We start from the raw sequence: 26,861 nt of genomic DNA, 5'->3' as shown, positions 1-26,861 counted from the left end.
CTTTTGACACATTTTCGTTAGGAAAAGTAAACTGTTTTTCCTGATTTTGCCGACTCGTAAATCGCCTCCAGCACTCTTGTAACAACAAGCGCCTGTTCGGGCTTGACGATCTGTTCTCTTCCGTTTACGACAACATCGTAGAAATGCTCCTGCTCAATATCCCCTGCTGATTTAGAGCCGCCGCTGAAGAAATCAACTCCGCCTCCCGAAAGATCCGGGATCTCAACGACCGGCAGATTTTCGTGGATACAATTGATACGAAGCCCTCCCTTCATATCTGCCCCGCCTTTCGTTCCGCACAAGGTTGTTTTCGCTTCTTCTCCGTCCAAAATATTCAACGCCCAAGAAGATTCCAGCTCGATCACCGCTCCGTTTTTCATTTTGATGAAGCCAAATGCGGAATCCTCCACTGTAAATTGCTCCGGATCCCAGTTTCCGAAAGCGTTTCCTTGGTTGTCCGAGTCGGAAAGCTTGTGGAAGACCGAACCGATCACGGACTCCACCTCATAATTGTTCATCATCCAAAGCGTCAGATCCAAAGCGTGCGTCCCGATATCGATCAGCGGACCTCCGCCTTGCTCTTCCTCATTTAGGAATACGCCCCACGTAGGCACCGCTCTTCTGCGCAGCGCATGAGCCTTCGCAAAATATATGTCTCCAAGTTCTTCCTTCTCACAAAGCTTATGCAGATAGGACGAATCCGCCCGGTATCTGTTCTGGTATCCGATCTGGAGAATACGCCCGGTACGTTTGGATGTCTCCAGCATTTCCAAGGCCTGCGCATATGTTTTCGCCATCGGCTTTTCACACATAACGTCCTTCCCGCTCTCCATCGCCGCGATCGATATTTCCGCATGAGAGCGGTTCGGTGTCGTCACATAAACGACGTCCAGATCAAGCCTTAACAGCTCCTTGTAATCTTCAAATACTGCAGCGTCCTTTTCTCCAAATTTTTCTTTAGCATCCTCCGCCCTTTCAATGACGATGTCACAAAAGGCAACGAGCTCATAAAGTCCGCTTTTTTTCATAGCCGGCATATGCTTTCCGTTGGCGATCCCGCCACAGCCGACAATTCCTGCTTTTAATTTTTTCATCCCGGTTTCCTTTCCTACAGGTTACCCTGTAAATCAATCTTGATTTTCTTTCTCCGATAAGGCAGCCTTTATTTCTCCCACGGATTTGCCGCGAATTCTCCGCCTCTGCACCATTTCAAATATTGCAGGGAATGAAGCTGTCCTGTCATTTCCCACTCTCCGCTGTAAACCGGATCATGGTATCCTTCGATGCAAATGTCGTCCTCATATCCGTTCTGACGAAGAATGGAGATCACATCCGTCCAGTTTGTATCTCCGAAGCCGGGAAGTCGATGCCATACAAAGGGCGACTTTCCGAATATTCCGTTTGTCTTTATCCCGCTCCGGTCGATCGTCGCGTCCTTTCCGTGGATGTGAACAATTTTTTTACACCATTTTCTCAACTGTGCAACCGGATCGATCAGTTGCACCATCTGATGCGTCGGCTCCCATTCCAACCCGAAATTTTCATTTGGAACTTCCCTGAACATCACCTCCCACGCATCCGGATGAAATCCGATATTGCATGTGGCACTCAGCCATGATCCGTCCATGAGGCAATTTTCAATTCCAAGCTTTACTCCCTTTTCCTCCGCCATATCCGCCAGTTCCCGAAAAACCTTTCCAAACTCGTCAAATGACGCATCCACCGGCTTGCCCTCGTAAGCTCCTGCAAACGTGCTTACACAAGTTGCTCCGAATTTGGGCGCATTTGCGATTACATATTCCAAGTTTTTCCTGTGCTCCGGATACTGGATCGGATTGCAATAATAGCCGATCGTTGACACCTTCGCATCGCTGTTTTCCAGTATCCTGTTTGCTTTCTCTGCCAGCTTCTCAAGATCCGTTCCTTCCAGCTCCATGTGAAAGTTAATAGAAAACGTCTCGAATCCTTTATCCTTCATATTTTCCAAAAATATATCAGCTTTATTTCCCGGTATACATGTGCCGATTTTTATTTGCTTCATGAAAGCCTCCTCCTTTGTTTACTGCACGCTTGTACTCCTTACACATTCTTTGCCGTGATGCCATTTTACTATCGCCCCGATGTGCCGTTGTTCTTCCGATATGCCCCCATGCTGTCTCTGCCCCGTTTGTCAGGAAAAGAAAACAACTTGATTTTTCTCTGCTGATTGGAAGATCGCCTCCATTACGCGGATGACTTTGCCCACTTGATCCAGTGTAACGATCGGTTCTTCCTGTCCAAGCACGGATCGGGCGACGTTTTTGTGAAACTCAATCACTTCTCCTCTTTCCACCGGAAGTGAGACAGTATGGATCGTATCCTCCCGTCTCGGAGCCATCGTTTTTGTCAGACCTGCCGCTGTTCTCACCGGCACAACATCTTTTTCATTCACTCCCGTTGCAAGCACCATTCTTCCGCTCAGATCCCAGTCTTCCACAACTGCCGTCCCGTTTTCGCCAAGTACATACCATCTGGGAAGAGAGACAAAATTACTGGTGCCGACTTCCACTACAGCCTGCAGCCCGTTTTCAAACAAAAGAGTCGCGCAAAAGCCGTCGTCCACGATTTTGTTTGTCACATTTGTCAACGTGGCGTACACGGATCTCAAAGCGTTTCCTTCTGTCAGAAGAAGGATTTGATCGAGAAGGTGAACGCCCCAGTCCAGCACCATGCCTCCTCCGTGCTCCTTCATCTGCCTCCAATCTCCCGGAATTCCTCTGGAACCGTGTACTCTGCTTTCGATCCGATAAATTTCTCCGAGCTTTTTTTCTTTGCATATCCTTTTTACAGTCAGATAGTCGTCATCCCATCTTCGGTTTTGATGAACGGTAATGATTTTCCCGTATATCCTCCGCAGCATTACTAACTCCTGCAGCTCCTCCGAAGACAGTACGGCAGGCTTTTCCAAAACGACATGTTTGCCCGCCATGACTCCACGCCTTGCGATCGGAAGATGCTGATCGTTCGGCGTTGCCACAAGGATCACATCAATTTTCTTATCTGAGAGCAACGCTTCCTCACTCTCATACACGTGAAAACGATGATTGAGCCCCCTCTCTCTTGCTTCCTCCTTAATATCCCATATTCCGGCGAAAACGATCTCTTCCATTTTTGAGAGCAGCTCGGCATGCCACCCTCCCATTCCGCCATATCCGATGAGTCCGTATACTACTTTTTCTCCTTCCATCTGTCTATCCTTATCCCTTCCTGTTGTCAGCTACGCCCAGAACATTTCGCCTCGTTTTTCACGGATCAGTATACGATTTAAGAACCGGATCGCCTTGTCAAGCCCTTCCTCTCCGGACATCAGGCTATCCTCATGCTCAATGCTGACCGCATGATCGTATCCGGCAAGGCGCAGCTCCGACAAAATATTTCTCCAGTACTCCTCTCCGTTCCCGTAACCAACTGTACGGAAGATCCATGAGCGTTCAAGCTCCTTTTGATAATGCTCCGTATCGAGTACGCCGTTTTTCGCCGTCTCATACGGATTGACCCTCGTATCCTTTGCATGAAAGTGAAAAATCGCATTCTCCTTTCCAAGCTCGCGAATACATTGAGCCGGATCCATCCCCTGCCATATCAAATGGCTCGGATCAAAATTGGCTCCAATGGCGGATCCTACCTCCTTGCGAAGTCTTAACAAGGTTTTTGTATTGTAAACACAAAATCCCGGGTGCATTTCAAGAGCAATTTTGTCAACTCCGAACTGCTCCGCAAGCTTCGTATACTCCGCCCAAAACGGGATCAGCACATCCTCCCACTGGTAGCGGAGGATGTCTGAAAAATCGTCCGGCCACGGGCACGTCACCCAGTTTGGCGTCGCATCCTTCTCCGATCCTCCCGGGCAGCCCGAAAATGTATTGATGATATGAACTCCCATTTTCTCCGCTAGCTGCAAAGTTGCAATAAAATCGTTTCTGAACATTTTTGCCGTCTCCTCGTCCGGATGGACCATGTTTCCGTGGCAGCTTAATGCACTGACCTGAAGGTCATATTCCTTCAAGGTATCCACAAATATCCGGAACTGCTCTTCATCCTCCAGTAAGATCTTCGGATCACAATGGCTCTTCCCCGGGTATCCGCCTGTTCCAATCTCGATCATATCCACATCTCTTGCCTTCAACCACCGGCAGGCTTCCTCCAATGTCTTTTCACCTAAAGCTACTGATAATACGCCTAGCTTCATAGTTGTCCTCCTTGTCCTTTGAATAAAACAGGCAGGAGCTGTGCGGTACCCACCTTTTGTAAAGGTATCGGGTCTCCGTTTTTTTGCTCCCGCCCGTTTTGAAACGTCCGCTTCCTGCTATTTCTTTAACTCTGCGTTGATCTCCTTAAGTATTTGATCTCCGCCCTGACTCTTCCAGTTCGCTACAAATTTATCGAATTCGCTGATGTCCGCCTTCCCCATAATGATTTTTGCAAAGGTCTCTTCTTCCATCTTCTTCAAGTTAGACCATTTCGCAGACATTGTCTCCGTCTGTCCGTTGTAAGCATTGTAAACCGGCTCATACTTGTCTTTTACAAGAGGTGCGGCGCCTACCATGATCGCAACAAGTCTCGGAAGATTTCCTTTTGCCAAATCACTGTCCAAATTCCAATTTTTGAGGCTGAAATCATCATAAGGCTCTTTCTTTAACTGTGTGATCGCCTCCATATCACTTTTCAGAAGCTTATGTGTGGAGAAGTCCACGTCCTCAATTTTTGTCTTTCCTTCCAGATACTTAGTCAAAATATCATAGGAAGTTTCAATCTCGTTTGCATTGTCATATGTATTATACAGAGGATAGAAGTCTGCCGTTCCCATCTCTGTGGATGTGACTCCATCCGCTACCCACTGCTGCTCGTTCTTAATGATATAGTTGATGATCTTAAATGCAGCCTCCGGATTTTTGCAGTCCTTGCTTGCCACGACAAACTGGCTTGTCGGTTCTGCCATGTGCGTATAAAATTTATTATCCGTGGACAGTGGTGCAAAATATGCTCTCCAGTCAGCCGATCCTGATAAGGTCGTATCGGCAAAGGTGTATGCACACCACCACGGTCCGAAGAAAATGCCGACCTTTCCTGCAAGAAGAGGCTCCTTGCTGTCATTTCTTACAAGCATTTCCGGATCGATCAACCCTTGCGCGTACAACTTGGAAATACTCTCCAGTGCCTTCTTTGTCTCCGGAAGGATAGAACCGTACTGTACCTTCCCATCCTTTCCTTTCAGCCAATATTGCGGGTACGACTGGAAGCTGCTGAATAAAGGATCAAGACCGAACTGATTTCCTCCGATCCCGTTTAAGTGATCTGAATTTCCGGGTCCTAAAATACCGATCGTATCATTTTGTCCGTTCCCGTCCGGATCTTGCGTGACAAACGCCTGCGCAACCTTGATCATATCATCCCATGTTTTCGGCGCCTGAAGTCCGAGAGCATCCAGCCAATCCTGCCGAATCCACATTTCATTGATGCCGCCTGAGATAAGATTGGGGGCAGGAATTGCCATCATCTCACCCTTATCGTTGGTGATCACCTTCTGCAGCTCCTCACCGCCCGACTTCACATAGCTTTTCAAGGCATCCGAAGCATAGTCGTCATAATATTTATCAAGCGGCTGGATCAAATCGTATTTCAACATAGAACGATATTGTGTCGCGTTCACACTCATCAGCTCCGGTATCGTATTGCTTCCGATGCAAAGACTCATCTTTTCATCCCAGTCGGACTGAGAAGCTACCCAGTCGTAAACAACGTTGATATTCAGATCCTTTTGGAGCATATCGATGTACGGATTTTTTTCATAGGACATCCCTGCCGGGAGCTTGGCGTTCGGGTTCATCTTTCCTCCCAAGTGCACTGTCACCGGCTTTTCATATTTTGCCAAGGGCAAATCTTCCTTCGCCGTCCCTGCCGCTTCTTCCCTCACGGCACTTTGCTCCTCCTTCTCCTTCTTTGCGCCGCAGCCGCCGAGCAATGTTACAGCCATCGCTGCCGCTCCGGTTACGGCGATCAATTTTTTCATTGTCTTCTTACCTTTCATATACATCCTCCTTATTTTGTAATATGATATGGCTTAACCCTTCACGGATCCAAGGGTAATTCCTGAAACAAAATACTTTTGTAAAAACGGATAAACGATCAGTACCGGGATCATCGCCACAAATATTTTCGCCGCATCCAGTGAAAGATTGTTCAGCTTCATCGCCTGCGCGATCTGATCCGCGTTCATCGAGGAAAAATCCAATGTTACAACCATCTGCTGGATATATGTCTGAAGCGGATAGCTGGACTGCTTTGTGCTCAGCACCATTCCTTGGAAAAACTCATTCCAGTAGGTAACGATCGTAAAAAGAGAGATCGTTGCGATCATCGGCTTTGCCAACGGCAGAAAAATGAAAAACATACATTCCCATGGTCCTCCTCCATCCACAAAGCACGCTTCCTCAAGCTCCACAGGCAGGTTTTTGAAGAAGTTCACCGCAAGAATTACATTGAACACCTGAAGCCCCATTCCGAGGACGAGGCCCCATATACTGTCCATCAAGTGATAGCTTTTCATCGTGATGTACCATGGTACTGTACCTCCGTTAAAAAGCATGCAGAAAATAAAGATCCACATGACCTTGTCTCTTCCCGGAAACTGCTTCTTCGTCCTTGACAACGGATATGCCGCAAGCAGGATGCAGATCATACTTACCGCCGTTCCAAGCACGACTCGCTTGATCGAAACAAGAAAAGAAGTCAAAAAGCCTTGCTCTGACAATATCTTTTTATAGGACAATATATTGAAGCCTACCGGCCAAAAGGCGACCTGTCCGGCGCTGACCGCCTCCTTGCTGCTCAACGAGACACAAAGCACGTACCAGACCGGAAGTATGCAAAGCAGCGTAATGCCAACGAGAATGACAACGTTCACTACATCAAATATTTTTGATCCGATTCCTCTGTTCTCTACCATGACGCTCCTCCTAAAAAATTTTATATCCCGTAAACCGATCTGCCAGCTTGTATCCGATAACGATCAGAAAGACACTGACTACCGATTTCAGCAATCCCACTGCCGTAGCAAGAGAAAACTGTAAATTCTGTAAGCCTGCCCTGTATACCCAAGTGTCTATAATATCTCCTGTAGAATATACGAGCGGATTATACAGATTGTAAATTTGATCAAAACCGGCATTTAAGATATTCCCAAGGGAAAGGATCGCCAGCAGAGCGACCGTTGTCCGAATGCCCGGCAGTGTTACGTGCCATATTCTCTTCCATCTCCCCGCTCCGTCTACCGCCGCAGCCTCATATAAATTTTGATCCACTCCGAGGATCGCCGCCAAGTAAACGACCGCATTATACCCAAATCCCTTCCAAATATCCGTGCCAATGATCATCGGCTGAAAGAGCTTCGGCTCTCCGAAGAAATTGATTGCTTTTCCGTGGAACAGCCCAATGAGCTGATTGATCGGTCCGGTATAACCGAAAATGTTCAGCACGATCTTTGCCAGTATGACCCATGACAAGAAATACGGAAGATAGACGATCGTTTGGATCGGTCTTTTCAGCCTCTTCAGACAGAGCTCATTGAACAAGATCGCAAATACAAGAGGAACGATGATATTTCCTATGATCTTTCCCACTGCTATAACCACCGTATTTGCCAGCACCTGCTTGACGTCGTTCATTTGGAACATGTAGGTGAAGTTGCCGAACCCTATAAATTTAGAATGGAGAATTCCCTTCCCCGGGTTGTAGTCCTGAAATGCCATAACGATGCCGAACATCGGAACAATACTGAAAAAAAAGAGCCATAACAGAGCCGGTATCAGCATAATATAATAGTGTTTGACAAATCTTTTAATGTACATTCATTTCTCCTCCTTTCCCTTTGATAGAACAAGTATCTGTTGTTTCTGGAAATGTCAAAAGACCGATCTGTTTTTTGTTTATCGCATCTTTTTTCCCGCAAAAAAAATGTCCGAATTATTTCGAACATTTTTTTGACTCTCTGTATTCACTTGGCGTACATCCATACTGCTTCAAAAACATCTTCGTAAAATAGTGAAAATGATCGTAGCCAAGGTCGGATGCGATCATTGTGATACTGTCCGTTCCTTCTTCAATACGTCTTTTTGCCTCCCTTAACTTCTGTCCGATCAGGAAGCTGTGAAAGGTTTCCCCCGTCATTTCCCGAAAACGGGTACTAAAGTAGCTTCTGCTCATTCCGATTCGATCCGCTACATCCTCAGACTTGATATTTTCACTTACGTTCGCTTTCACATACTTGATCACGTAAGCAAACGTGTGGATGTCATCTTTATTTTTCATGTCCTCGCATTCTTCGTAGAGTTGCTGTCTCCATTGGTCTATCCACCGAAGCATCTCATCCACATCATTCAATACCGGGAACTGTTCTCTTTGTCTTCCAAGCATCTGATGAAAACGGTAAAGGCTTTTGATAAATATCCGCTCCGCGCTCCGCAAGCTTAGCTGTCTTGTTTTTTCCGAAAGTTCGGCAAAGCTGTCGTCATCGAACAGCCACACGGAGGACATCCATTCGTTTTCAAGATCATGGAAAATTTTTCCATCCCCCTCCGACAAGCTGTCATTCTTCTGTGAGACCGCGCCAGCCTTTCTTTCCGTCTCCAAATATTTTTTTTGAATTCCTTGAAGGATCTGCCCGCACTCCTCTACATCAAAGCTGATCTTCGATATGTAATCCAACGCTCCCATTCTGATCGCGGTCTGTGCATACCGGAAATCTTCATACATGGAAAAGATAACGAATTGCACGTTGGGATAGCGCTTTTTGCATTCCTGCATCAAGGTCAATCCGTCCATCTCGGGCATATCAATGTCTGTGAAAACAATGTCCACATCGTGGGAATCTAAAAATTCCAGCGCCTTTCTGCCGTTTTGTACGTCTCCCTCTAGCCGGAAACCGTACTTTTCCCATTCCATTACGGCGATCAGCCCCTTCCTTGCAAGCTTATCATCATCTACAACTAAAACCTTCACTTCTGTTCTCTCCTTTCCCTCCCTTTGTCAGTCGAAAATGGCAGGAGTATCGTTATCTTTGTTCCTTCGCCTTTCTTGCTGTTCACAAACAGGCTCGTTTCTCCCTCGTAGAATGAGCTAAGGACCGCTTTCACATAACGCAGTCCGATCCCCCGATTCTCTGTCTCCCTGCTTTCCACATCATAGTCAAATGGTTCGTTGATCTCCCGGATCTCCTTTTCGGAAAGCCCCTGACCGCTGTCCTGTATCGTAATGACCGTATGGGAACGCTTCTTATCCCAGAACACTTGCATCCGGATCCGCTCTTCATCTCCCAGGCCGTAACGGATCGCATTCTCTACCAACGGCTGGAGGAGCATCCGTACCGTCGGCTGATCCAAATACTTTCCTTCCTCCACATTTATTTCAAAGATAAAATCATATCTCACCTGCTGCAGCGCCACATATTTCTCCAATATGCGGATTTCTTCGCGCAAGGTTGTCGCCGCCCCTTCCTTCCCGAGATTATATGCAAGCAATACTTTGAGTTTCTGTACAAAGTCTCCGATTTCTTTTTGTTTTTTCATCTGCGCCATCCATTGAACGGAATTGAGTGTGTTAAGCAAAAAATGCGGATTGATCTGATACAATAATTTCTCATACGATGTTCTTTGGATATTCTTCTCCTTCTCTACAATACCATGGATCAGATTTTCGATCTGATTTCTCATCTGATCGATCTCCTGCATCAAAGAGTCGAATTCCTCAATCTCAAAAGCTTTCCTTCTCTCATCAAACTGCCCGGTTCCGATGCGTATCATCTGCTTTCGAAAGCTGTTCAGAGGGATACATACGAGACGATATAGGTAGACGACCGAAATCAAAAAAATACAAAAGGTTCCTATAATGACGAAAAAAATTTTGCCCCACCAACGGTTAATGTCTTTCTTGTACAGGTTATCCGGAACTGCCACCCCGTTTACATATCCGATCTTGCTGCGATACAGGAGTATTTTAAATCCCTCTCTCTCGATCACCTTGTAAGAGGATCTGTCCATTCCGCCCACAGACAATCTTTGCCCCTGCACGATCACAGGATTGTTGCTGAATTTAACAAAGCCCTTCTCATCCATCTGCAAAATGGTATACGGTCCCTTCTTCTCGGAGTGACCCGTCAGATCGGTAGGGACTTCAATCTCCACATATGTATCCACAAGATTTCCCGTTCCAAAAGAGTCCCTCCGCTCCGCAGAACATACGAACGTTTGCGGATTGGATAACTTGGACGGATGTATGGAATGGATACGGTTACCGGCACTTTGCAGGATTTCCGGATTGCCGATATATGACTTCCCCACATCCCTAAAAGTCAGATGCCTGACGATCGGCGTTCCCTTTGCCGAGTCAAAATAATTTGCTCCTACCAACTTGAGGTTGATATATCCAAGCCGGATCAATTCAGTACGCAAAGACTTCTGTCCCATATATTTCTCATACTTGTCGTTTGCATCCAAATATGTTTCCAGCACTGTGCCGATCAAACCGTTTGGTCCCATCTGACTGGCAATGTTGAGAATATCGAAATACGCATTATCCGTATTCTGCGTCATTTGATCCACATAGATCCTCATGCTGTCCAACAGTCTGTTATTCTGTATCATCCGTATCGTCATATAAGATACGATCCCTACTGCCAATAGACTCATTCCTCCACACAGCATCAGTACTTGGATGAGCCGCATTCTGAGCGTTGATTTTCTTTTTTTCCAAACAATCGTTTTGCCTAGCATCCACAACACCTATTCTCTATAAAGCCCTTCCTTATCAGTTAAAATAATAGAGTTACACAAGAATATAGATAGTGTCAAGTAATGTTCGCAAAAGCCTTCAGACTCACGTCAGAATGACTAAGCGGCTTCCTTTGGTAACAGGGCCGACATTGACTCCTCTTTGATATATGCCCTGGATGATGACCTATCTTCTGCGTATTCCATCAGATAGGCTGTCACCAGTCTGACATACGAGGATTCATTCGGGAAGATTCCGACCATGCTGGTACGCCGCCGGATCTCACGATTCAGCCGTTCTATCATGCTGCTGGACGAGATTTTTCTCTGATCCAGCTCGGGATAACTATAGAATATAAGTGAATCTTCGAAACCTTCCTCCAGGCACCTTATTGCTTGTGGATATCTGGATTCATATTTGCCCATCAGGGCATTGGCACGTTCTCGTGCAACGCTATCATCTGGAGCCAGCCAGATGGATTTCAACTCGGAAGCAAATGATTTCTTCTGCTTCTGAGGAATATGCGCCAGGATATCACGCTTTCCGTGTTCATCTACACCACAGACGACGATGATCGCTTCACTGACGATATGTCCATTGATGCGAACATCCTCGTAAAGGGCATCTGTCCAAAGAATCGGATAATGATGCGTAGATTAGGGATTATCATCCGGTAAATATCAGCCTGCGACATGAAAGTTAGTCGCAGCTGAGCAAAATGAAGCAATGGCTCTAAGTCAAGTGTTGGGGCGAAGATATCAGCCGGATATCTTCGCCCCAACTTTATTCTAGGACATGGTCCATCTCGTAGATTTACTGCACTTCAAGCAGTTTCTTGCTGATTCTCGCCTGTACATCAATATAGTATGCAGTCTCGGCGTCATTCAGGCAATGTTACCCTTCTCGCTCCGTCGCCGATCTCTACCGCATAGAACTCGGCTTCGATCCCGGTCTTCTCCCTGTAGGCGCTTCCGACCCGGTCAATAAACGGATCAATGGCGTCGTTCTTTACCAGGCTGACCGTGCAGCCGCCAAAGCCCCCGCCGGTGATCCGGCTGCCAATGACGCCGGGAATCTTCCAGGCTTCATCCACGAGGATGTCGACCTCCCGACAGGAGACCTCGTAGTCATCTCGTAACGAAATATGAGAAGCATTCATCAGCTGCCCGAACATCTCGATCTGTCCTGACTTGAGAGCCTCAACCGCCCGGATGGTCCTCTGGTTCTCATAGACCGCATGCTTCGCTCTTCTGCGGCAGACAGGATCCCAAATCAGGTCTGCATGCTCTTCAAACTCCTCCTGGCTCAGCTCGCCCAGGGCTTCAATATCCAGCTCCACCTGCAGCATGCTCAGCGCCCTGGCGCACTCTTCTCTTCGGTCATTGTAGGCCGAATCCACCAGGGAATGCTTAACCTTGGAATTCGTAATCAAGATCTTGGCATCCGGCAGAGCAATCGGAGCGTATTCGTAGGACAGGTCGGAGCAGTCCAGGAAAATGGCTGCGTCCTTCTTCCCCATTGCGACGGCAAACTGATCCATAATGCCACAGTTGCAGCCGTTGAAATTGTTCTCAGAGTACTGGCCGACCAGGGCCAGATCGATATTGGTCAAAGAATCAAATCCGAAGAGATCTCTGACGATCACCCCGGTCAAAACCTCCAGCGAGGCAGAGGAAGAGAGACCTGACCCATTGGGGATATTCCCGTAAACAGCCATATCAAATCCGGTCGTAAGCGTCAGCCCCTTGACCTTACCCATGGCCCAGACCACGCCCAGGGGATAGTTGGCCCAGCCGTATTCCTCCCGATAGGACAAATCGGATAAGTCCGCCTCCATCGGCGGGCGGTCTTCCATATTCAAGGAGTAGAAGCGGATCTTGGAATCCTCTCTCTTTCTGGCGATTCCATAGGTCCCGATGGTCAGAGCACAGGGGAAGACATGTCCGCCATTATAATCCGTGTGCTCTCCGATCAGGTTGACGCGGCCGGGGGAGAAATATCCCCGGATATCGCCGCCTGCCCCGAAGAGATCCTCAAACTTCTCCTGTAACTTTTTCTGCTCCATTCCCCTCTTCCCTCTTTCTGCTTCCGCTGACATCAAGTAAATTCTACACATCTCTCTGAAAATTGGCAATGAAAAAGAGCCTCCCGGCCGGGCCGAAGAGACTCTCTTTTTTGCAAAATCGCTTACAATCAGTCCTCAACGTAGGGCATGATTGCGAGATGACGCGCACGCTTGATCGCGGAAGTCAGTGCTCTCTGATGTCTTGCGCAGGTGCCGGTAATACGGCGGGGAAGGATCTTCCCTCTCTCTGAGACATACTTGCGCAGCTGATTGGCGTCCTTGTAATCGATGGCAGCCTCACTGCCGCAGAATACGCAGACCTTTCTTCTTCTATGTGCGGGTCTTCTATTAAAAGCCATGACTTAACCTCCTCTAGTTAAATGGAAGCTCCTCTTCAATGCCATCAGGGATGTTCATAAATCCGTCCCCTGCATCTGTGGTCGGAGCCTGCTGCGGCGTTCCCAGATCAGCGCCGGCATAAGAACCGTTCTGCTGGGCTGCGGCCTTGGACTCCGCGAATTCAATGTTGTTCGCGATGACCTGGAAGCCGTAGACCATCTGACCTTCCTTATTCTGGTAATTGTCGTTCTGAATCTCGCCGTCTAATACGATCTTTGTTCCCTTGCGGAGATACTTCTCAACGAACTCTCCGAGCTTGCCGAAGGCCGTGCAATTGAAGAAATCCGCGGTGGGCTGACCATCGCGCTTGAATCTTCTGTCTACGGCGATGGAAAATCTGGCAATCGCATTGTTATTGGCGCCGCCGTAACGAACCTCGGGATCTCTTGTCAAGCGTCCCATAAGAATGAGTTTATTCATCTGATCTCCTATCTACAGCGAATCCTCCGCTGTGCTAATTACTGCTCGTCCTTGCGAACAAATAAGAAGCGAAGAACATAATCCATGATGCGGATATCGCCTTCCAGCTGAGCGGGAACACTGGTCTCCGCCTCAAACTGAATGTAGTAGTAGAAGGCCTCACCCATATTCTGGATCTCGTAAGCAAGCTTCTGCTTACCCTTCTCCTCTACATCTGTCACAGTGCCGCCGGCGCGGGTGATATAACCCTTCGCCTTCTCGACGACAGCTGCCCTGGCATCATCTTCGATCTTAGCATTAACAACGAGTGCTAATTCATACTTTGCCATTGCGTCTAACCTCCTTCTGGTCTTGTGGCCCCGGCGCTCATGCCCCGGAGCAAGGAATATTTACATATACCACGAATTGATATTTTAGCATGGTAGTCAACAGGTCGCAAGAGCCAGTTTATGCGCCGCGGCACCACGTGGCCGCGTTTTACTTTTCCAGACTGTCCAGATCAAGCAGGAAGTCAAAGACACTCATTACCAGCACACCTTCCTCATTGTACAGCGGAGCCAGTACATCCTTCGTAATGATGATCTTCTTGAACCCGTCGCCGGTCAGAAGAAGGGAGCGCTGTTCCTGCTGTTTCTTTGCCGCATCCGGCATGGCGAACACCGATTGGATATAATACCGCTTTGACCCCTTATTGCAGACAAAATCAATTTCCAACTGTTTTCTGATATTCTTGCCGTTCTTGTCCTTTTCATTGATCGGTATGACGCCGACATCAACATTGAATCCTCTAACCTTAAGTTCATTGAAGATAATATTTTCCATGGCATGAGTTTCTTCCACCTGCCGGAAATTCAATCGTGCATTGCGCAGCCCCAGATCGGTGAAATAATACTTTGCCGGAGTATCTATATATTTCTTTCCCTTCACATCATAGCGGATCGCACTGTCGATCAGGAAAGAATCGCATAGATAGTCAATATAGCGTTTGATTGTAGTCTGACTGATGGTTTTATTCTTTACGCTTTTGTAGGTGGCCGACAGCTTACTGGGATTGGTCAGAGAGCCGATGGCAGAGGACAGGATATTCAGCAGTTCTTCCAGTTCTACTTTGTTACGTACTTTATTCCTTCCGATGATATCAGAGATATAGGTCTCCTTAAACAGGGATTTCAAGAAATCCGCTTTCTGATCCGACGTATTGAAAGAGAATATCAGCGGCAGACCTCCATAGATCACATAATCCCGCCATGCATCGTTTTTATCTCCGGGATATACGCTCATATACTCTGCGAAAGTCAACGGGTACATATGCACCTCATCGCCACGGCCTCTAAATTCGGTGATGATATCTTTGGATAGAAACTTTGCATTGCTGCCGGTCACATAGACATCCACATTCTTTTTTCGGACGAGACTGTTCAGAACAGATTCAAAGTCATCCAGCAGCTGTACTTCGTCCAGAAGAACATAATACATCTGTTCATCCTGAATCTTCTCCATCAGATACGGATACAATACTTCCGGATCGCGATACTTCCTATTCTCAAAGGAATCAAACGCCATTTCAATGATGTGATCCGCTCTCACCTTTTCTTCCTTCAGGTGATCGCTGAACAGATTAAACAGCAGGTAGGATTTCCCACATCTGCGCACACCCGTTACAACCTTAATCAGTCCATTGTTCTTTTTTGAAATCAGTTTTTCAAGATAAATATCTCTGCGTATTTCCATGATCTCACCTTGTTTCTATGATATAAAAATGCGTCAATCCGCATTTTTCTCCACTGCCATTATAGGCCGCCAGCAATTCATTGCCAATATTCTGTGAGAGATTTTTGCGTTTTGACGCATTTTTATCCATTAGAGTTCATTTTTCATGCCTGCTCACACTTCGAAGATGTATCTCCTATAGGGCAGGATGCGGGACTTTTCCCTCAAAAAATGCCAAAGACAGCTATCTCTTTTATTTTACACCCATCGAGTCATAGATTTTGGGGCTGTTATTTTGCGTCAAACTCAAATATTCTTTATCTATGAGATCAGAGCCGCTTGCACACGCTTATGGTATGTGATGGCTGGGATACCGGAAACGTTAGATATGTAAATCTAGACTATGCGTATTTTACTGATTACACGGGAACATGATTCCATGAATAAAAAAATTTTCTTTGCGATAACTGCGATTGGTTTTCTTGCGATCGCCTCTATTATTTTCATTTCATCAAAAAAGCAAAAGGCTTCTGTCCCTCAAGATCATAGAAGCGGTGACAACGGAGATCTCCTATGTAACAGAACCGCCGCTCTTCTTTCTGTGGATTTAAAGCAAAGGCAACTGCATGTCTGCTTGGATGAAAGCGAAGCAGATGACATCCTCTCCCCCGATCAGCATAATTGCACTCTTTCCTACACACAGCCGGGATCTGTCCTGGAAAAGCTTCAACCTGGGGATTGTATTCGATTTTCCTTTTTTTATAATGCAAGGGGCGAGAGTCCTATCCCTCTTCATTCCGTCCAGAAGCTTTTACATGACAGCGGACGAGTGATTCATATCTCCAACAATAAAACGCTGATCAAAATACAGACTTCAGAAAAAACTATCACTCTTCTATCCTCAAAAGACAATCAAGCTCTGGCAACCATTGAAGCAGGAGACGATGTCAGCTTTGAATACTGGTATTCATTTCACGGAGATGCTGTAGAATCTCTTGTATCCATCAAAAAGACCTCTTAAACTTCCGCCCTTCCCCGATCGGCAACAAGGGGCTTTCTCTGTTCCTTCACCTTCCGTATGTTTTTTTCCACCTTGTTTCTGGGCAGCATGAGCAAATGCCCGCATCCCAGACATTCCATGCGAATATCCGCCCCCACCCGCAGAAGCTTCCAGTCCTTGCTCCCGCAGGGATGGGGCTTTTTCATGGTGACAATGTCACCGACACGCAAATCCATGGGCATACATGCTCTCCTCATCTGTTTTTGCCAGAGCCATTGCTCGTCAAACTCGCGGCTATCTCCATCCCGCGAATCCGCTCAAAGCGCGCGGACCTCGGACGCTTTCGATACCCTGATCTTTCCCAGAATCTCCCCGATGGAGCCGTGGATCACCAGATCCGCCAGCTCGTCCTGTCCAGTGGCGTCCCGGTTGATCAGAACCAGATGATTCCCTCGATAATAGCGGATGAAACCAGCTGCCGGATATACCGTCAAAGAGGTTCCCCCGATGATGAGAAGGTCCGCCTCCTCGATCGCCTCCAGCGCGCCATTGATCACCGCTTGATCCAGGCCCTCCTCATAGAGAACCACATCCGGCTTGATGATTCCCCCGCAGACAGGGCAGTGAGGGACAGGCTTCTCAGCGTCCCTGTGCGCCAGCAGATATTCTCCATCGAAGAAATGTCCGCAGGACATACAGTGATTCCGGTGAATCGACCCGTGCAGTTCGAATACCTTCCTGCTGCCAGCCCGCTGATGCAGCCCGTCGATGTTCTGGGTGATGACAGCGGACAGCTTGCCTGCGGCCTCCAGCTCCGCCAGCTTCTTGTGAGCGGCGTTTGGCTCGATGACCCCAGACAACCGCTCTCCCCCGGCAGGTAATCCGGTCTGTCCGGACGATTTCGGAGCCGCAAGGCCGCCCACAAGCAGCTTATCAAAGTAGAAACGATAGAAGTCCTCCGGCTGACGCATGAAAAAGGAATGACTTAGGATCGTTTCCGGCGGATACTTGTAGTGCTCGTGATAGAGACCGTCCTGACTGCGGAAATCCTTGAGCCCGCTCTCTGTGCTGACTCCTGCTCCGCCGAAGAAGACGATCTTAGAGGCGCCGTCGATCAGCGCCTGCAAGCTCCTGATCTTCTCCTCCAGATTTTGCTCGCTCATATCGCACTCCTTCCCGAGACTTCCTGATATTTGTTTCTTCAGCCTCCGCGCCGGCCTGTCAAGTCTCCTTCAGCAGGGCCGCGTAGACCTCTCTCTTTGGAATTCCCCGATCCCTGGCCACTGCCTTCATGGCCTCCTTTCTGTCCAGTCCCTGATCCAGATAGATCTGCATATGGCTGTCCATATCCATCTCCTCCCAGCGGGCCCGATCCTCAGAATCCGTCTCCTCCCAGGATTTGCCCTCGATGACCAGAACATACTCGCCGCGGGGCTCCCTCTTGCGGTAATAGTCCAGGCTCTGCCCCAGGGTCATCCGCGCTTTCTCCTCGTGCTTCTTGGTCAGCTCCCTGGCAACGGTCAGCTTTCTCTCCGGGCCAAGGGCCTCTGCCAGGTCCGCCAGGGTCTGCCTGAGACGATGCGGAGCCTCGTAAATAACCATGGTTCTGGATTCGCTCCTCAGCTCCTCCAGGATTCTCTTCTTTTCCTTCTTATCTCTGGGAAGAAACGCCTCGAAGGCGAAGCGCCTGCAGGGCAGGCCGGAAGAAGTTACTGCCGTGATGACTGCCGCGGGACCGGGGATGGCATAGACCGAAATCCCCGCCTCATAGCACATGCGGGTCAGTTCCTCCCCCGGATCAGAGATCCCGGGCGTCCCCGCGTCCGTGATACAGGCGATGGTCGCGCCCGCGCGCATTTTCCCGATCAGGACCCTGGCCTTGTCGATCTTGTTGAACTCGTGATAGGCCGTCATGGGAGTGTGGATCTCGAAATGCCGCAGGAGCTTCATGGAATCGCGCGTATCCTCCGCCGCGATCAGGTCCGCCTCTTGTAAGACACGGACCGCCCGGTAGGTCATATCCTCAAGATTTCCGATGGGCGTTGCTACCAGATAGAGACATCCTGCCATTGCTCACTCCTCTTTCTACAAGACTGTCCCGGCAAATCCACAGCCTGCTCAGGCGCATGCGCACTGTGATCTGGCATGTGCGCATCAAAATAGAGCTTCTTCACCTCATCCGTGTATATGCCCTGCTCCCGATAGATCACCAGAGGCGGCTCCGCCTTAAGCCAGCTTCGTCCCCCTCTGACCCCCTCCAGCAGAACCATATTGGGCTCCCGGTCCGCGTAGGGATAAACCAGGCGCATGCGCTTTGGCTCCAGTCCATAATCGTGCATCAGAGTCATGATCTCCACCAGGCGAAAGGGCCTATGGACAAAATAAGAATGGCCGCCGGGCCTCAATAGCCTGGCCGTCTCCCGAACCACATCCTCCAGGGAACAGAGCAGCTCATGCCTGGCAATGGCCATGGGACCCGATGGATTGGTCAGACCATGCTTATTTGTCATATAGGGAGGATTGCAGGTGACCACATCAAAGGAGGCCGGGCCGAAGATCTCGTGGGCCCGCTTCAAATCTCCCTCCACAATCTCAATGCGGTCTTCCAGGCCGTTGAGACGGGCGCTTCTCCGGGCCATATCACAGGAATCCGCCTGAATCTCAAGCGCCTTGTATTCCGCCCTTCCATACCTGGCTTCCATCAGAATCGGAATGACACCGGTGCCGGTTCCAAGGTCCAGAACCCTGTCGCCCTCCTTATTATTGGCAAATGCCGCCAGAAGGACCGCATCCATCCCAAAGCAAAAGCGACTGGGGCTCTGAATGATCTGATAGCCTTTTCGATCCAGGCTGTCCGCCCGCTCGCCCTCATGAACAAGCTCCTGCTGCCAACGCTCCATCTTACTTCCTGTCTCTATTCTCTCTCCCGCGGCTTTGGCTACACTGGATCAGATCCTTCCGTAACCTCTGCATTTGCCTTCCGTCCCTGCATCCCCCGCGGCTTCGACTACACTATAGCAAATCCCTCAGCGGCCGCTTTTATCTTACTCTTCGTCTCCGCTCTCCTGCCTGCGCCTGTAAGCGCTCCTGGAATAGCCTCCGTTCGCGCTCGGTCTGTTCGTCCCTCCCGGATCGCGTGACCCCCGCGCGGATTCGTCATATCTCTTTGGACCCGCTCCGCCGGCCTGCTCTCTTTTCTGGCCTCCCCTGTCCGGATAGGCCTTTTCCTGTCCGCCGCGCCGGTCACCGCGGGAATATCCCCCATCGGGATTCTGGTTTCTCCGTCTGCCTGTCCCGGCGCCTTCCCGCATGCGATTGCTCTTCTCGGGGCGATTCCCCCTGCTCCGCCGGCCCTCTTTGGCATGGTTTTCCCGCCTGTCCTGGTCAGAAAAGTTCCTCTGCTCTCTGCTGTCGGATTCCTGCTTCTCCGAGCTCTCCTGCAAAGTTCTTTTTGCCTGTCTGTCTTCTGCCGAACCTCTTCCTGCCTGACTGCGGTTTCCCCTTTGCTCTCGATTCTCCCGGTCCTCGGTCCTGTCTCTATCAGCCCGGCTGCCCGGCTTCCTGCGCCCCCTGTGCGCCACAAAGGTCAGCTCCTCCGCCGGATACTCCGCGATGTCTTTCTCATCGGCATTTTCAACGACGACCCTGGCGGTCTGGCGGAGGACATTGATATTCTGAACATAGCCCTCCTGCCCGTCCGGAATCGTGACAATATCGCCGACACGGGGCATCTTGGCATTGAGATACTCGTAGGTATCCTCCTCGTTTTTCAGGCAGCACATAAGCCTGCCGCAGAGGCCGGAGATCTTGCCGGGATTTAAGGACAGACTCTGCTCCTTGGCCATCTTAATGGAGACCGGAACGAAGTCCGTCAGCCAGGATTTGCAGCAGAGTTCTCTGCCGCAGGGTCCGATCCCTCCCATAATGCGGGTCTCATCGCGGACGCCAATCTGGCGCAGCTCAATTCTGGTGTGAAAGACAGAGGCCAGATCCCGAACCAGGCTGCGGAAGTCCACTCTCTCTTCCGCCGTGAAATAGAAGAGCAGTTTGCTGTTTTCGAAGGTGTATTCCGCGTCTACCAGCTTCATTTCCAGCCCGTGCTCACGGATTTTCTTCTTGCAGATGGCAAAAGCCTCTTTCTCCTTCTCCCGGTTCTGCTCCTTCCGTGCCAGGTCATCTTCCGTCGCCTTGCGGATGATCTCTCTGACCGGATGCTGGATCTTGTCGTCAGGAATTTGCCGGGGATTCATGCGAATCTCCCCCAGTTCCCTGCCTCTGGCTGTCTCCACCAAGACCTGATCACCGATCTTTAAATCCCGGTCACCCGGGGAAAAATAATAGATCTTACCGGTGCCTCGAAAGCGCACACCTGTAATGCTTGCCATATTCTATCTCCGTTCTCCCCGCATGCGCTCCATGAGCTGCTGCAGAATTAAGTCTGTATTCACGTTCGCGGCATCCTTCCTTCGGCAGGATTCGACCCCCTCGAAGATCTCCTCCAAATGCCGGTAAGAAAGCCCGTCCGCCAGGCGTTTGACCTGATAGACCTGATCGGCGAAGATCAGTCTGTCGGCCTGTCCTGTCGCCTTATATAATAGCACATCGCGGTAGAAGACCATGAGCAGGTCCAGATAATCCGTCAGGGGCTCCTTCTTCTCTTCCATCTCACGAATCCAGGCGATCCGGTCCGCATAGGTCATCTCGGAAATATGCCGGATCAGAGAGAGGACCATCTCCTTGCGATCGGCAAATTCCTGGGACTGGGCCAGAGCAATGGCCTTTCCCATATTTCCCTGGGCGAAGGCCACACTCATATCCGCCTGATAGTCCGGTATCTCGTAGCGCTTCATGAGCTCCCCGCGCACGAGAGCATCCGGCACCGGCTTTGTCTCCAGCAGGATACAGCGGGAGCGAATGGTCGGAAGGAAGGCCTGGGCATTCGTCGTCAGCAGGAGAATAACCGCATAGGAGGGCGGCTCCTCGATCGTCTTCAAGAGAGCATTCTGCGCCTGCTCATTCATCTTCTCCGCCTCATCGACGATATAGACCTTGTAATCGCTGTTGTAGGGCCGGATAACGATGTCGCTGTTGATCTGGCTGCGAATATCATCCACGGAGATGGTAGCCGGCTTCTCATGGGTCAGGTAGATAATATCCGGCTGATTGTGACTCATGGTCTGCCGACAGTGATGGCAGTGCCCGCAGGCATCCGCCCCCTTCTCCTCGCAGAGCAGGGTCTGCGCGAAGGCCTCCGCCAGCATCCGCTTCCCGGATCCCTCCTCTCCGCTGATGATATAGGCATGAGAGACCTTCTGATTTTGCAGGGCATTCTGTAAATGCCCTTTCAGTTCTTCCTGTCCGATGATGTCCGCAAACCGCATAACTTCCTTCTCTCACTCCCCGCCGCCTGTCCCCGAATAAAAGCGGCGATCTGCCTTTTTGTCTCCTCCAGGTCAAGATTTTCAAAGCGATGACTGATCCCGGCCCGGCGCAATCTCTCCTCCGAGAAATCCTCCTGGTCCGCCAGAAATCGACGGCAGAGCTCCGCGTACCTGGGTTCTTCCTGTTGCCTCTCCCTGGCCAGAGCTCTGGCCAGCCGCTCCCCGTCGTCCAGCCAGACATAGATATCACTGACCGCTTTCTCTCCAAAGTAGGATCGTATCTTATGATAGGCCTCCGGCGTCGTAATCAGAAGATAATCATGGCTGATCAAGTCTATGCTGCCGTCATCTGCGGTGAAATAGCTCCACTCCCCGCACATGGTCTGATAACTGCGCCGCTCAATAACCCTGCCGGCATCGATCAGGTCCTGCATTCCTCTCTGATCAACGAAATGATAGTCGACGCCTTCTCTCTCCCCCTCCCGCATCGGACGCGTGGTATAGGGAATGACCGGCGTCAAATCAAGCGTCGGATCCTCCAGCAGCTTCTTATAAATACTGTCCTTACCTGAGGCGGACTTGCCCAGAATACAGAAAATCTCAGCCATAATTTCCTTCTACTCTCTCCCTTCGTCTTTCTTCCGCTTCCCCTCAGCCTCCTGCCACGGCTCCATGGCACTTCCTTCCGCAGATCCTCAGCCTTCCTGCCGCGGCTCCATAGGCCTTCCTCCCGCAGAGCCTCAGCCTCCCTGCTGCTTCCTCCTGGCCCTCCTGCTGCTACACTCTGAGGGTGACCGCCTCCTCGGCAGGATTGTGGAAGAATCTCTCATCTCAGGGCTCAGGTTTCCCATCTCTCAATCCCAAACTCTAATCTCTCAGGATCCCGGATTTTTCATTTCACTTCCGAGCTCTTCTCTCAGAACCCGGGCTTTTCCCTCTCTCAGGCCCTGCACCTTCAGCCCATCCTTCAGCGCTCTCTTGAGATAGAGGATGACGCACTCTGTGATCTCTTCTCCACTGTGAACCAGGGGGATCCCGGGCGGATAGAGGAGAATGGAGTCCCTGCTGACGCGGCCGGCGCACGCCTCCAGTTCCAGATCCTCCCACTTCTCCTCCAGGGCCTGCCAGGGCTCCAGAAGCTTCCTGCGCGGGCCATAGACAATCCCGTAATCTATGGCGCTGTCAACTCCGTCGGCACTGTCACTTTTCCCGGCGCTGTCATCTTTCCCGGCGACATCAACTCCGTCGGCACTGTCATTTTCTGCGGCGCTGTCATCTTTCCCGCCGCTGTCGACTCTGTCACCTCCTGACTGTTCCCCCAATGTCTTATCCTGCAAATTCTCCGGCATCGCGCCGGTCTCCCTCAAAATTCCATCGATCTCAAGCAGAGCCCTCTGCAGCCGCTGCAGCCCCTCGCTGGTATCCATAAGGGAGGTCATAGCCAGAGCATAATCAAAAGAGGCCATTTCCAATTCCAGCTGATAGTCCTTTCGCAGCCATTCCATCAGCTCCTGCCCCGTGAGATTGGTTCGCGCGCAGGAGATGACGATCTTGCCCGGATCATCCGTCCGCAGAATCTCAAGCGCCCGCAAGCTCTCACAGGCCCTGTAAAAGTCCTTCAGATCGCGGGCATTTGCCTGAAAATAAGCCTCCCCTTCCCGGCGCAGAAAGCGCAGGGCCGCCGCCGCCTGCCCCATGAGAATATAGGAGGGAGACGAGGTCTCCAGATAGTCGATCATATCCGACACCCGCTCCCGGTCAGCCCCCGAGCCATGCGGCAGGAGCAGGGCTGCCGTCATCGTGTAAAAGGGCAGGGTCTTGTGGAGACTGGTCACCAAAAGATCCGCCCCCTGATCCGCCATGGAGGGCGGAAAATAGGGGTGGAAACCGAAATGGGCTCCATGGGCGGCGTCCACCAGAAGCAGGGCTCCGTGGGCGTGCGCGACCCGCGCGATGGCAGACAGGTCTGACACCACCCCCTCATAGCTGGGCGAAGTGATCGCCACAAGCTTGACCTTCCGTCCCACCTCCTCCGCGGCGCACAAGGCCTCCTGAACGGACGCGGCCTCAATCGGCCCCTGAAGGCCGTTCGACAGGGCCCGGGGATAGACATATTCCACGGACAAGTGACCCAGAATCACCCCGTGGTAGATGCTCTTGTGACAATTTCTCGCCATGAGAAGACTATCGCCCGGCTTCAAATGGGCCAGAAGGCTGACCAGATTCCCCAGGGTGGATCCCCCCAGCAAAAGGCGGGCTTCCTCCACTCCGTAGAGCTCCGCCAGGTCTCGCTCGATATCCGCGATCATCCCGCTGGCATCGTGCAAATCATCGAAGCCCTCGATCTCTGTGATATCCATCAGATTCGGATCAAGGTTCCGGGGGAAGCGGCGTTTGTGGCCCGGCATATGAAAAGGGTAGGCCTGACTCTTTCCATAGGCAAGCAGGGCCTGATCCAGGGCTCTCATCGGCGCCCCCGATACTTGTGCACCCGGTTTCTACGTGCCCTTCTCCTTGCCCTTCTGCGCCTGTTCAGAATCAGGAGGGCAAGCGCCAGGAGGACCAGAATCAGAAGCACTGCCAGAAGGATCGGCAAAATTACGGTTCGAAAGCCCTTGCCGATCCCGTCAGAGAGGCCGCCAAAGAAATTCCCGATTGCCCTTCCAATTCTGGAGGCTCCAGACGCCTTGTCCTTCTGGTCAGAAGTATTTTGAGCCTTTAAGGACTGGCTTAGCAGGGATCGGCCTCCCAGGGACAGGGTCAGCTGATAAACCTCCTCTCCCCCCTTGTCCGAATTTCCCGCGTTTCCTGTGCCCGTACCCGCCTGTCCGCTGCTCTGATTTCCAGCGTTCCCTGCGTCTGCACCCGCCTGCCCGCTGCCCGCATTTGCCGAATTCGTTCCCTGTCCGTTTTTCTTCGGCTCAAGCTTAACGGCCAGATCCCGGACAGCGGCATCCTTTGGCAGAAGAAGGGTTCCCTTTGCCTGCCAGGACAGCCCCTGCCTGCCGGACGCTTTGATCGCCTCGTCCACCTTGGACTGCAGGGTCTCATCCTCAAGAGAGGCCTTGTGGAAATTCGCCAGCCCCCAGTCCATCAGGGCAATCGTGTCCTTGTAGCTGTCATTTCCTTCCGCGCACATGCTCACACAGACCAGCTTCCGGCCATCCCTCTCCACATAGGTGACCAGGGAATGCCTGGCCTCATCGGTATAGCCTGTCTTCCCTCCCTGACAGCCATCATAGAGGAACTTGCTTGTCTTGTTGGCGGAGAGCATGGCATGGGTATTGTTAAGGGGCGTGGGATCCGCGTGTTTGTTGGTTGGCGGGATCTCATAGCGCCTGGTCCCGACCATCTTGCGAAGGGTCTCGTTCTGATAGGCTTCTCTGGCAATCAGGGCCAGGTCATAGGCGCAGGTATAGTGCTGGTCATCGTGCAGGCCGCTGGAATTGACAAAATGCGTATTGACGCAGCCCAGCTCCTTCGCCCGGTCGTTCATGGCCTGAATGAACGTGTTGTAGTCTCCCCCCATATTAGCGCCCACATGCTCCGCGATCGCGTAGGCGCACTCATTGGCGGAGGCAAGCAGCACCCCGTAGAGAGTCTGCTCCATGCTCATCTGTTCCCCCACATCTCTGGCAATGTGGGAGCTGTTGGTCTCGTTCTTGAAAACCGCGTCCGAGGAAAAGGTGATGGTCTCGTCGAGATTACTGTGCTCCAGGGCCAGCAGAGCCGTCATCAGCTTGGTCGTCGAGGCCGGATAGCGGGCCGTCTGATCCTCCTTGCCATAAAGGATCTCTCCGCTGTCCAGATCCATGAGGATGGCGGACGCCGACTGAACCTCCGGCTCCTGGGGCCAGGCCGCAGATGCCGCCTTTTCCTCCGCATAAACGCCCTTTGGCAGGGCGAACTGTCCCGCGGCCAAAAGAAGAGCCGCTGCCAAAATCAAAATTTTCCTGCTGTATGTCGTCAGTCGATGTAGATTCACTGTCATCCTCCGCATCCCTGCAATGTTACTCCCTGAATCCCTGCGAAATCCATTGCTCCCTGAACCTCTGCAAAATTCATTTTCAGTATAGCGGTCTGCCCTTCGAACTGCTATTCGTCTCTTCGTCTGGACACGTTTTGTTCACAATTTGCCCGAAATTTAGTCTTGCATTCCAAATATCTCTCCCATATAATATTCTTTGTCGCTGAGACAGATGGATTCTTATATCCGTTTGCTATGGGTCATTAGCTCAGCTGGCAGAGCACCTGACTCTTAATCAGGGTGTCCAGGGTTCGAACCCCTGATGACCCACTGAAAAGTCCTTATCTTGCAGAGATGGCTGCGGGATTTGGGCTTTCTTTTTATCTCAGTCCCGGCGTCTGCGCAGAAGCATCTTGCAGATCGGATTCCCTTTAGAGGAAAACTTCTCCTCATACTCCGTCATCACATTGCCCGCGCTCATCTTCTCATCCCGGTGCAGGTCGTAGGTCTTCTCCGCGATTTGAAAGGCAGGCGAGGCCGCCGCCGTCTCCAGCGAATAATCAAAGAGCTCCCGGTTATCGGTCTTGAATTCAATGCGGCCCTCTTCTGCCAAAATCTGATCATAGCGGGCAAAAAAGCCCTCTGATGTCAAACGCCGATTCGCATGTCTGGTCTTGGGCCAGGGATCTGAGAAATTCAGGTAAATGCACTCGACTTCCCCCGGGGCAAAGATATCCGGCAGCTCCCGGGCGTCGATACAGAGAAAACGCAGATTCAAGGGCATTTGTCCCTCCCGCTCCAGGGCCTCCATCTTCTGCAGGGCCCGATAGAGAACGGAGGGATAGCGCTCGATCCCGACATAGTTGATCTCCGGGTGCAGGCGGGCCATATCTATGATAAAGCGGCCCTTTCCCATGCCGATTTCCAGCTCTATGGCCTGTCCGCGCTCGAAGAGCTCCTGCCAATGTCCCTTCTGTTTCTCTGGCTCATGCACCACAAGCTGGCTATGTGCGACGGCCTCATCCGCCGCCGCGATTCTGCGCAATCTCATCTCATTCCCTCGATCTCTTTTGGCCGCTTATGCCTCTTTCTTACGACCCGACCTTCCTTCGTCGA

Annotated in this window: 27 protein-coding genes, 1 tRNA gene and 1 pseudogene; 2 read left to right on the top strand and 27 right to left on the bottom strand. The window is 50.8% G+C overall.

Annotated features, from left to right (window positions below):
• Positions 1-17 precede the first annotated feature (17 nt).
• From HMPREF1508_RS01130 to HMPREF1508_RS10615, 17 genes are all read right to left on the bottom strand, one after another.
• The gene (locus HMPREF1508_RS01130; RefSeq protein WP_044958655.1) at positions 18-1,094 is read right to left on the bottom strand and encodes a Gfo/Idh/MocA family protein; all 1,077 of its coding nucleotides are present in this window, start codon (positions 1,092-1,094) and stop codon (positions 18-20) included.
• A 68-nt stretch (positions 1,095-1,162) separates the two neighbouring features.
• The gene (locus tag HMPREF1508_RS01125) at positions 1,163-2,041 is read right to left on the bottom strand and encodes a sugar phosphate isomerase/epimerase family protein (RefSeq protein ID WP_044958652.1); all 879 of its coding nucleotides are present in this window, start codon (positions 2,039-2,041) and stop codon (positions 1,163-1,165) included.
• 129 nt (positions 2,042-2,170) lie between these two features.
• Entirely contained in the window at positions 2,171-3,226 is a 1,056-nt protein-coding gene (locus HMPREF1508_RS01120) for a Gfo/Idh/MocA family protein (protein WP_044958650.1), read from the bottom strand.
• A 30-nt stretch (positions 3,227-3,256) separates the two neighbouring features.
• A complete protein-coding gene (locus HMPREF1508_RS01115; RefSeq protein WP_044958648.1) occupies positions 3,257-4,228 on the bottom strand; it encodes a sugar phosphate isomerase/epimerase family protein in 972 nt (323 codons plus the stop codon).
• Positions 4,229-4,345: 117 nt separating this feature from the next.
• Entirely contained in the window at positions 4,346-6,067 is a 1,722-nt protein-coding gene (locus HMPREF1508_RS01110) for an extracellular solute-binding protein (protein WP_049906798.1), read from the bottom strand.
• A gap of 33 nt (positions 6,068-6,100) precedes the next feature.
• Entirely contained in the window at positions 6,101-6,985 is an 885-nt protein-coding gene (locus HMPREF1508_RS01105) for a carbohydrate ABC transporter permease (RefSeq protein WP_044958646.1), read from the bottom strand.
• Positions 6,986-6,995: 10 nt separating this feature from the next.
• Positions 6,996-7,886 carry an ABC transporter permease gene (locus HMPREF1508_RS01100; RefSeq protein ID WP_044958645.1) on the bottom strand — a complete coding sequence of 297 codons (891 nt, stop codon included), beginning with the start codon at positions 7,884-7,886 and terminating at the stop codon, positions 6,996-6,998.
• A 115-nt stretch (positions 7,887-8,001) separates the two neighbouring features.
• Complete coding sequence (locus HMPREF1508_RS01095; RefSeq protein WP_044958643.1) at positions 8,002-9,036, bottom strand: response regulator; 1,035 nt, start codon at positions 9,034-9,036, stop codon at positions 8,002-8,004.
• Entirely contained in the window at positions 9,033-10,721 is a 1,689-nt protein-coding gene (locus HMPREF1508_RS01090; protein ID WP_198015534.1) for a sensor histidine kinase, read from the bottom strand. Before HMPREF1508_RS01090 ends, HMPREF1508_RS01095 begins: the two co-directional genes overlap by 4 nt.
• 201 nt (positions 10,722-10,922) lie before the next feature.
• Complete coding sequence (locus HMPREF1508_RS01085) at positions 10,923-11,441, bottom strand: transposase (RefSeq protein WP_084640157.1); 519 nt, start codon at positions 11,439-11,441, stop codon at positions 10,923-10,925.
• 175 nt (positions 11,442-11,616) lie between these two features.
• Entirely contained in the window at positions 11,617-11,664 is a 48-nt protein-coding gene (locus tag HMPREF1508_RS10845) for a hypothetical protein (protein ID WP_443018241.1), read from the bottom strand.
• A gap of 19 nt (positions 11,665-11,683) precedes the next feature.
• Entirely contained in the window at positions 11,684-12,868 is a 1,185-nt protein-coding gene (locus HMPREF1508_RS01080) for a galactokinase (protein WP_044958639.1), read from the bottom strand.
• A 128-nt stretch (positions 12,869-12,996) separates the two neighbouring features.
• Complete coding sequence (gene rpsR, locus HMPREF1508_RS01075) at positions 12,997-13,227, bottom strand: 30S ribosomal protein S18 (RefSeq protein ID WP_044958638.1); 231 nt, start codon at positions 13,225-13,227, stop codon at positions 12,997-12,999.
• 13 nt (positions 13,228-13,240) lie between these two features.
• Positions 13,241-13,687 (bottom strand): single-stranded DNA-binding protein, encoded by a 447-nt coding sequence (locus HMPREF1508_RS01070; protein WP_006906556.1) that lies wholly within the window; start codon positions 13,685-13,687, stop codon positions 13,241-13,243.
• A 38-nt stretch (positions 13,688-13,725) separates the two neighbouring features.
• Complete coding sequence (gene rpsF / locus HMPREF1508_RS01065) at positions 13,726-14,016, bottom strand: 30S ribosomal protein S6 (protein ID WP_006906557.1); 291 nt, start codon at positions 14,014-14,016, stop codon at positions 13,726-13,728.
• 148 nt (positions 14,017-14,164) lie between these two features.
• The gene (locus HMPREF1508_RS01060) at positions 14,165-15,418 is read right to left on the bottom strand and encodes an ATP-binding protein (RefSeq protein ID WP_044958636.1); all 1,254 of its coding nucleotides are present in this window, start codon (positions 15,416-15,418) and stop codon (positions 14,165-14,167) included.
• Between the two features lie 4 nt (positions 15,419-15,422).
• Positions 15,423-15,548, bottom strand: coding sequence for a hypothetical protein (locus tag HMPREF1508_RS10615; RefSeq protein ID WP_278244570.1), 126 nt, complete (start codon positions 15,546-15,548; stop codon positions 15,423-15,425).
• A gap of 288 nt (positions 15,549-15,836) precedes the next feature.
• Between HMPREF1508_RS10615 and HMPREF1508_RS01055 the strand changes: the two genes are divergently transcribed.
• Entirely contained in the window at positions 15,837-16,418 is a 582-nt protein-coding gene (locus HMPREF1508_RS01055) for a hypothetical protein (RefSeq protein WP_156923151.1), read from the top strand.
• On the opposite strand, the gene HMPREF1508_RS01050 is transcribed toward HMPREF1508_RS01055, so the two are convergent.
• From HMPREF1508_RS01050 to HMPREF1508_RS09555, 9 genes and pseudogenes are all read right to left on the bottom strand, one after another.
• Positions 16,415-16,639, bottom strand: a complete 225-nt coding sequence (locus HMPREF1508_RS01050) for a DUF951 domain-containing protein (RefSeq protein ID WP_006906561.1) — start codon at positions 16,637-16,639, stop codon at positions 16,415-16,417. The genes HMPREF1508_RS01055 and HMPREF1508_RS01050 overlap by 4 nt on opposite strands.
• A gap of 75 nt (positions 16,640-16,714) precedes the next feature.
• The gene (locus tag HMPREF1508_RS01045; RefSeq protein ID WP_198015536.1) at positions 16,715-17,545 is read right to left on the bottom strand and encodes an NAD-dependent deacylase; all 831 of its coding nucleotides are present in this window, start codon (positions 17,543-17,545) and stop codon (positions 16,715-16,717) included.
• 73 nt (positions 17,546-17,618) lie between these two features.
• A complete protein-coding gene (gene rsmI, locus HMPREF1508_RS01040; protein WP_044958630.1) occupies positions 17,619-18,467 on the bottom strand; it encodes a 16S rRNA (cytidine(1402)-2'-O)-methyltransferase in 849 nt (282 codons plus the stop codon).
• Positions 18,443-19,297, bottom strand: coding sequence for a tRNA1(Val) (adenine(37)-N6)-methyltransferase (locus HMPREF1508_RS01035; RefSeq protein WP_242834471.1), 855 nt, complete (start codon positions 19,295-19,297; stop codon positions 18,443-18,445). Before HMPREF1508_RS01035 ends, rsmI begins: the two co-directional genes overlap by 25 nt.
• A gap of 585 nt (positions 19,298-19,882) precedes the next feature.
• Positions 19,883-20,782: pseudogene (locus HMPREF1508_RS10775) on the bottom strand (PSP1 domain-containing protein); the annotation flags it as partial.
• Between the two features lie 3 nt (positions 20,783-20,785).
• Complete coding sequence (gene holB / locus HMPREF1508_RS01025) at positions 20,786-21,778, bottom strand: DNA polymerase III subunit delta' (protein ID WP_044958629.1); 993 nt, start codon at positions 21,776-21,778, stop codon at positions 20,786-20,788.
• A complete protein-coding gene (locus tag HMPREF1508_RS01020) occupies positions 21,742-22,386 on the bottom strand; it encodes a guanylate kinase (protein WP_044958627.1) in 645 nt (214 codons plus the stop codon). Before HMPREF1508_RS01020 ends, holB begins: the two co-directional genes overlap by 37 nt.
• 267 nt (positions 22,387-22,653) lie before the next feature.
• Complete coding sequence (locus HMPREF1508_RS01015) at positions 22,654-24,246, bottom strand: aminotransferase class I/II-fold pyridoxal phosphate-dependent enzyme (RefSeq protein ID WP_044958626.1); 1,593 nt, start codon at positions 24,244-24,246, stop codon at positions 22,654-22,656.
• On the bottom strand, positions 24,243-25,763 hold the full coding sequence (locus tag HMPREF1508_RS09555; RefSeq protein WP_242834470.1) for a D-alanyl-D-alanine carboxypeptidase family protein: 1,521 nt from the start codon (positions 25,761-25,763) through the stop codon (positions 24,243-24,245). The genes HMPREF1508_RS01015 and HMPREF1508_RS09555 overlap by 4 nt, the downstream gene beginning before the upstream one ends.
• A 239-nt stretch (positions 25,764-26,002) precedes the next feature.
• Between HMPREF1508_RS09555 and HMPREF1508_RS01005 the strand changes: the two genes are divergently transcribed.
• Positions 26,003-26,075: transfer RNA gene (locus HMPREF1508_RS01005), tRNA-Lys, on the top strand.
• Between the two features lie 55 nt (positions 26,076-26,130).
• On the opposite strand, the gene trmB is transcribed toward HMPREF1508_RS01005, so the two are convergent.
• On the bottom strand, positions 26,131-26,796 hold the full coding sequence (gene trmB / locus HMPREF1508_RS01000; protein ID WP_044958625.1) for a tRNA (guanosine(46)-N7)-methyltransferase TrmB: 666 nt from the start codon (positions 26,794-26,796) through the stop codon (positions 26,131-26,133).
• Between the last annotated feature and the right edge of the window lie 65 nt (positions 26,797-26,861).

The organism is Shuttleworthella sp. MSX8B (genome assembly GCF_000524295.1).
Lineage (GTDB): Bacteria > Bacillota > Clostridia > Lachnospirales > Lachnospiraceae > Shuttleworthia > Shuttleworthia satelles.
The sequence above is the reverse complement of the archived record's forward strand: the minus strand, read 5'-3'. Positions and strand labels throughout refer to the sequence as shown.

Coding starts and splice junctions, on each gene's coding strand:
- HMPREF1508_RS01130 (WP_044958655.1), bottom strand. CDS start 1,094: ATGAAAAAATTAAAAGCAGGAATTGTCGGCTGTGGCGGGATCGCCAAC.
- HMPREF1508_RS01125 (WP_044958652.1), bottom strand. CDS start 2,041: ATGAAGCAAATAAAAATCGGCACATGTATACCGGGAAATAAAGCTGAT.
- HMPREF1508_RS01120 (WP_044958650.1), bottom strand. CDS start 3,226: ATGGAAGGAGAAAAAGTAGTATACGGACTCATCGGATATGGCGGAATG.
- HMPREF1508_RS01115 (WP_044958648.1), bottom strand. CDS start 4,228: ATGAAGCTAGGCGTATTATCAGTAGCTTTAGGTGAAAAGACATTGGAG.
- HMPREF1508_RS01110 (WP_049906798.1), bottom strand. CDS start 6,067: ATGAAAGGTAAGAAGACAATGAAAAAATTGATCGCCGTAACCGGAGCG.
- HMPREF1508_RS01105 (WP_044958646.1), bottom strand. CDS start 6,985: ATGGTAGAGAACAGAGGAATCGGATCAAAAATATTTGATGTAGTGAAC.
- HMPREF1508_RS01100 (WP_044958645.1), bottom strand. CDS start 7,886: ATGTACATTAAAAGATTTGTCAAACACTATTATATTATGCTGATACCG.
- HMPREF1508_RS01090 (WP_198015534.1), bottom strand. CDS start 10,721: ATGAGTCTATTGGCAGTAGGGATCGTATCTTATATGACGATACGGATG.
- HMPREF1508_RS01080 (WP_044958639.1), bottom strand. CDS start 12,868: ATGGAGCAGAAAAAGTTACAGGAGAAGTTTGAGGATCTCTTCGGGGCA.
- rpsR (WP_044958638.1), bottom strand. CDS start 13,227: ATGGCTTTTAATAGAAGACCCGCACATAGAAGAAGAAAGGTCTGCGTA.
- HMPREF1508_RS01070 (WP_006906556.1), bottom strand. CDS start 13,687: ATGAATAAACTCATTCTTATGGGACGCTTGACAAGAGATCCCGAGGTT.
- rpsF (WP_006906557.1), bottom strand. CDS start 14,016: ATGGCAAAGTATGAATTAGCACTCGTTGTTAATGCTAAGATCGAAGAT.
- HMPREF1508_RS01060 (WP_044958636.1), bottom strand. CDS start 15,418: ATGGAAATACGCAGAGATATTTATCTTGAAAAACTGATTTCAAAAAAG.
- HMPREF1508_RS10615 (WP_278244570.1), bottom strand. CDS start 15,548: ATGGATAAAAATGCGTCAAAACGCAAAAATCTCTCACAGAATATTGGC.
- HMPREF1508_RS01055 (WP_156923151.1), top strand. CDS start 15,837: ATGAATAAAAAAATTTTCTTTGCGATAACTGCGATTGGTTTTCTTGCG.
- HMPREF1508_RS01050 (WP_006906561.1), bottom strand. CDS start 16,639: ATGCCCATGGATTTGCGTGTCGGTGACATTGTCACCATGAAAAAGCCC.
- rsmI (WP_044958630.1), bottom strand. CDS start 18,467: ATGGCAGGATGTCTCTATCTGGTAGCAACGCCCATCGGAAATCTTGAG.
- HMPREF1508_RS01035 (WP_242834471.1), bottom strand. CDS start 19,297: ATGGAGCGTTGGCAGCAGGAGCTTGTTCATGAGGGCGAGCGGGCGGAC.
- holB (WP_044958629.1), bottom strand. CDS start 21,778: ATGCGGTTTGCGGACATCATCGGACAGGAAGAACTGAAAGGGCATTTA.
- HMPREF1508_RS01020 (WP_044958627.1), bottom strand. CDS start 22,386: ATGGCTGAGATTTTCTGTATTCTGGGCAAGTCCGCCTCAGGTAAGGAC.
- HMPREF1508_RS01015 (WP_044958626.1), bottom strand. CDS start 24,246: ATGAGAGCCCTGGATCAGGCCCTGCTTGCCTATGGAAAGAGTCAGGCC.
- trmB (WP_044958625.1), bottom strand. CDS start 26,796: ATGAGATTGCGCAGAATCGCGGCGGCGGATGAGGCCGTCGCACATAGC.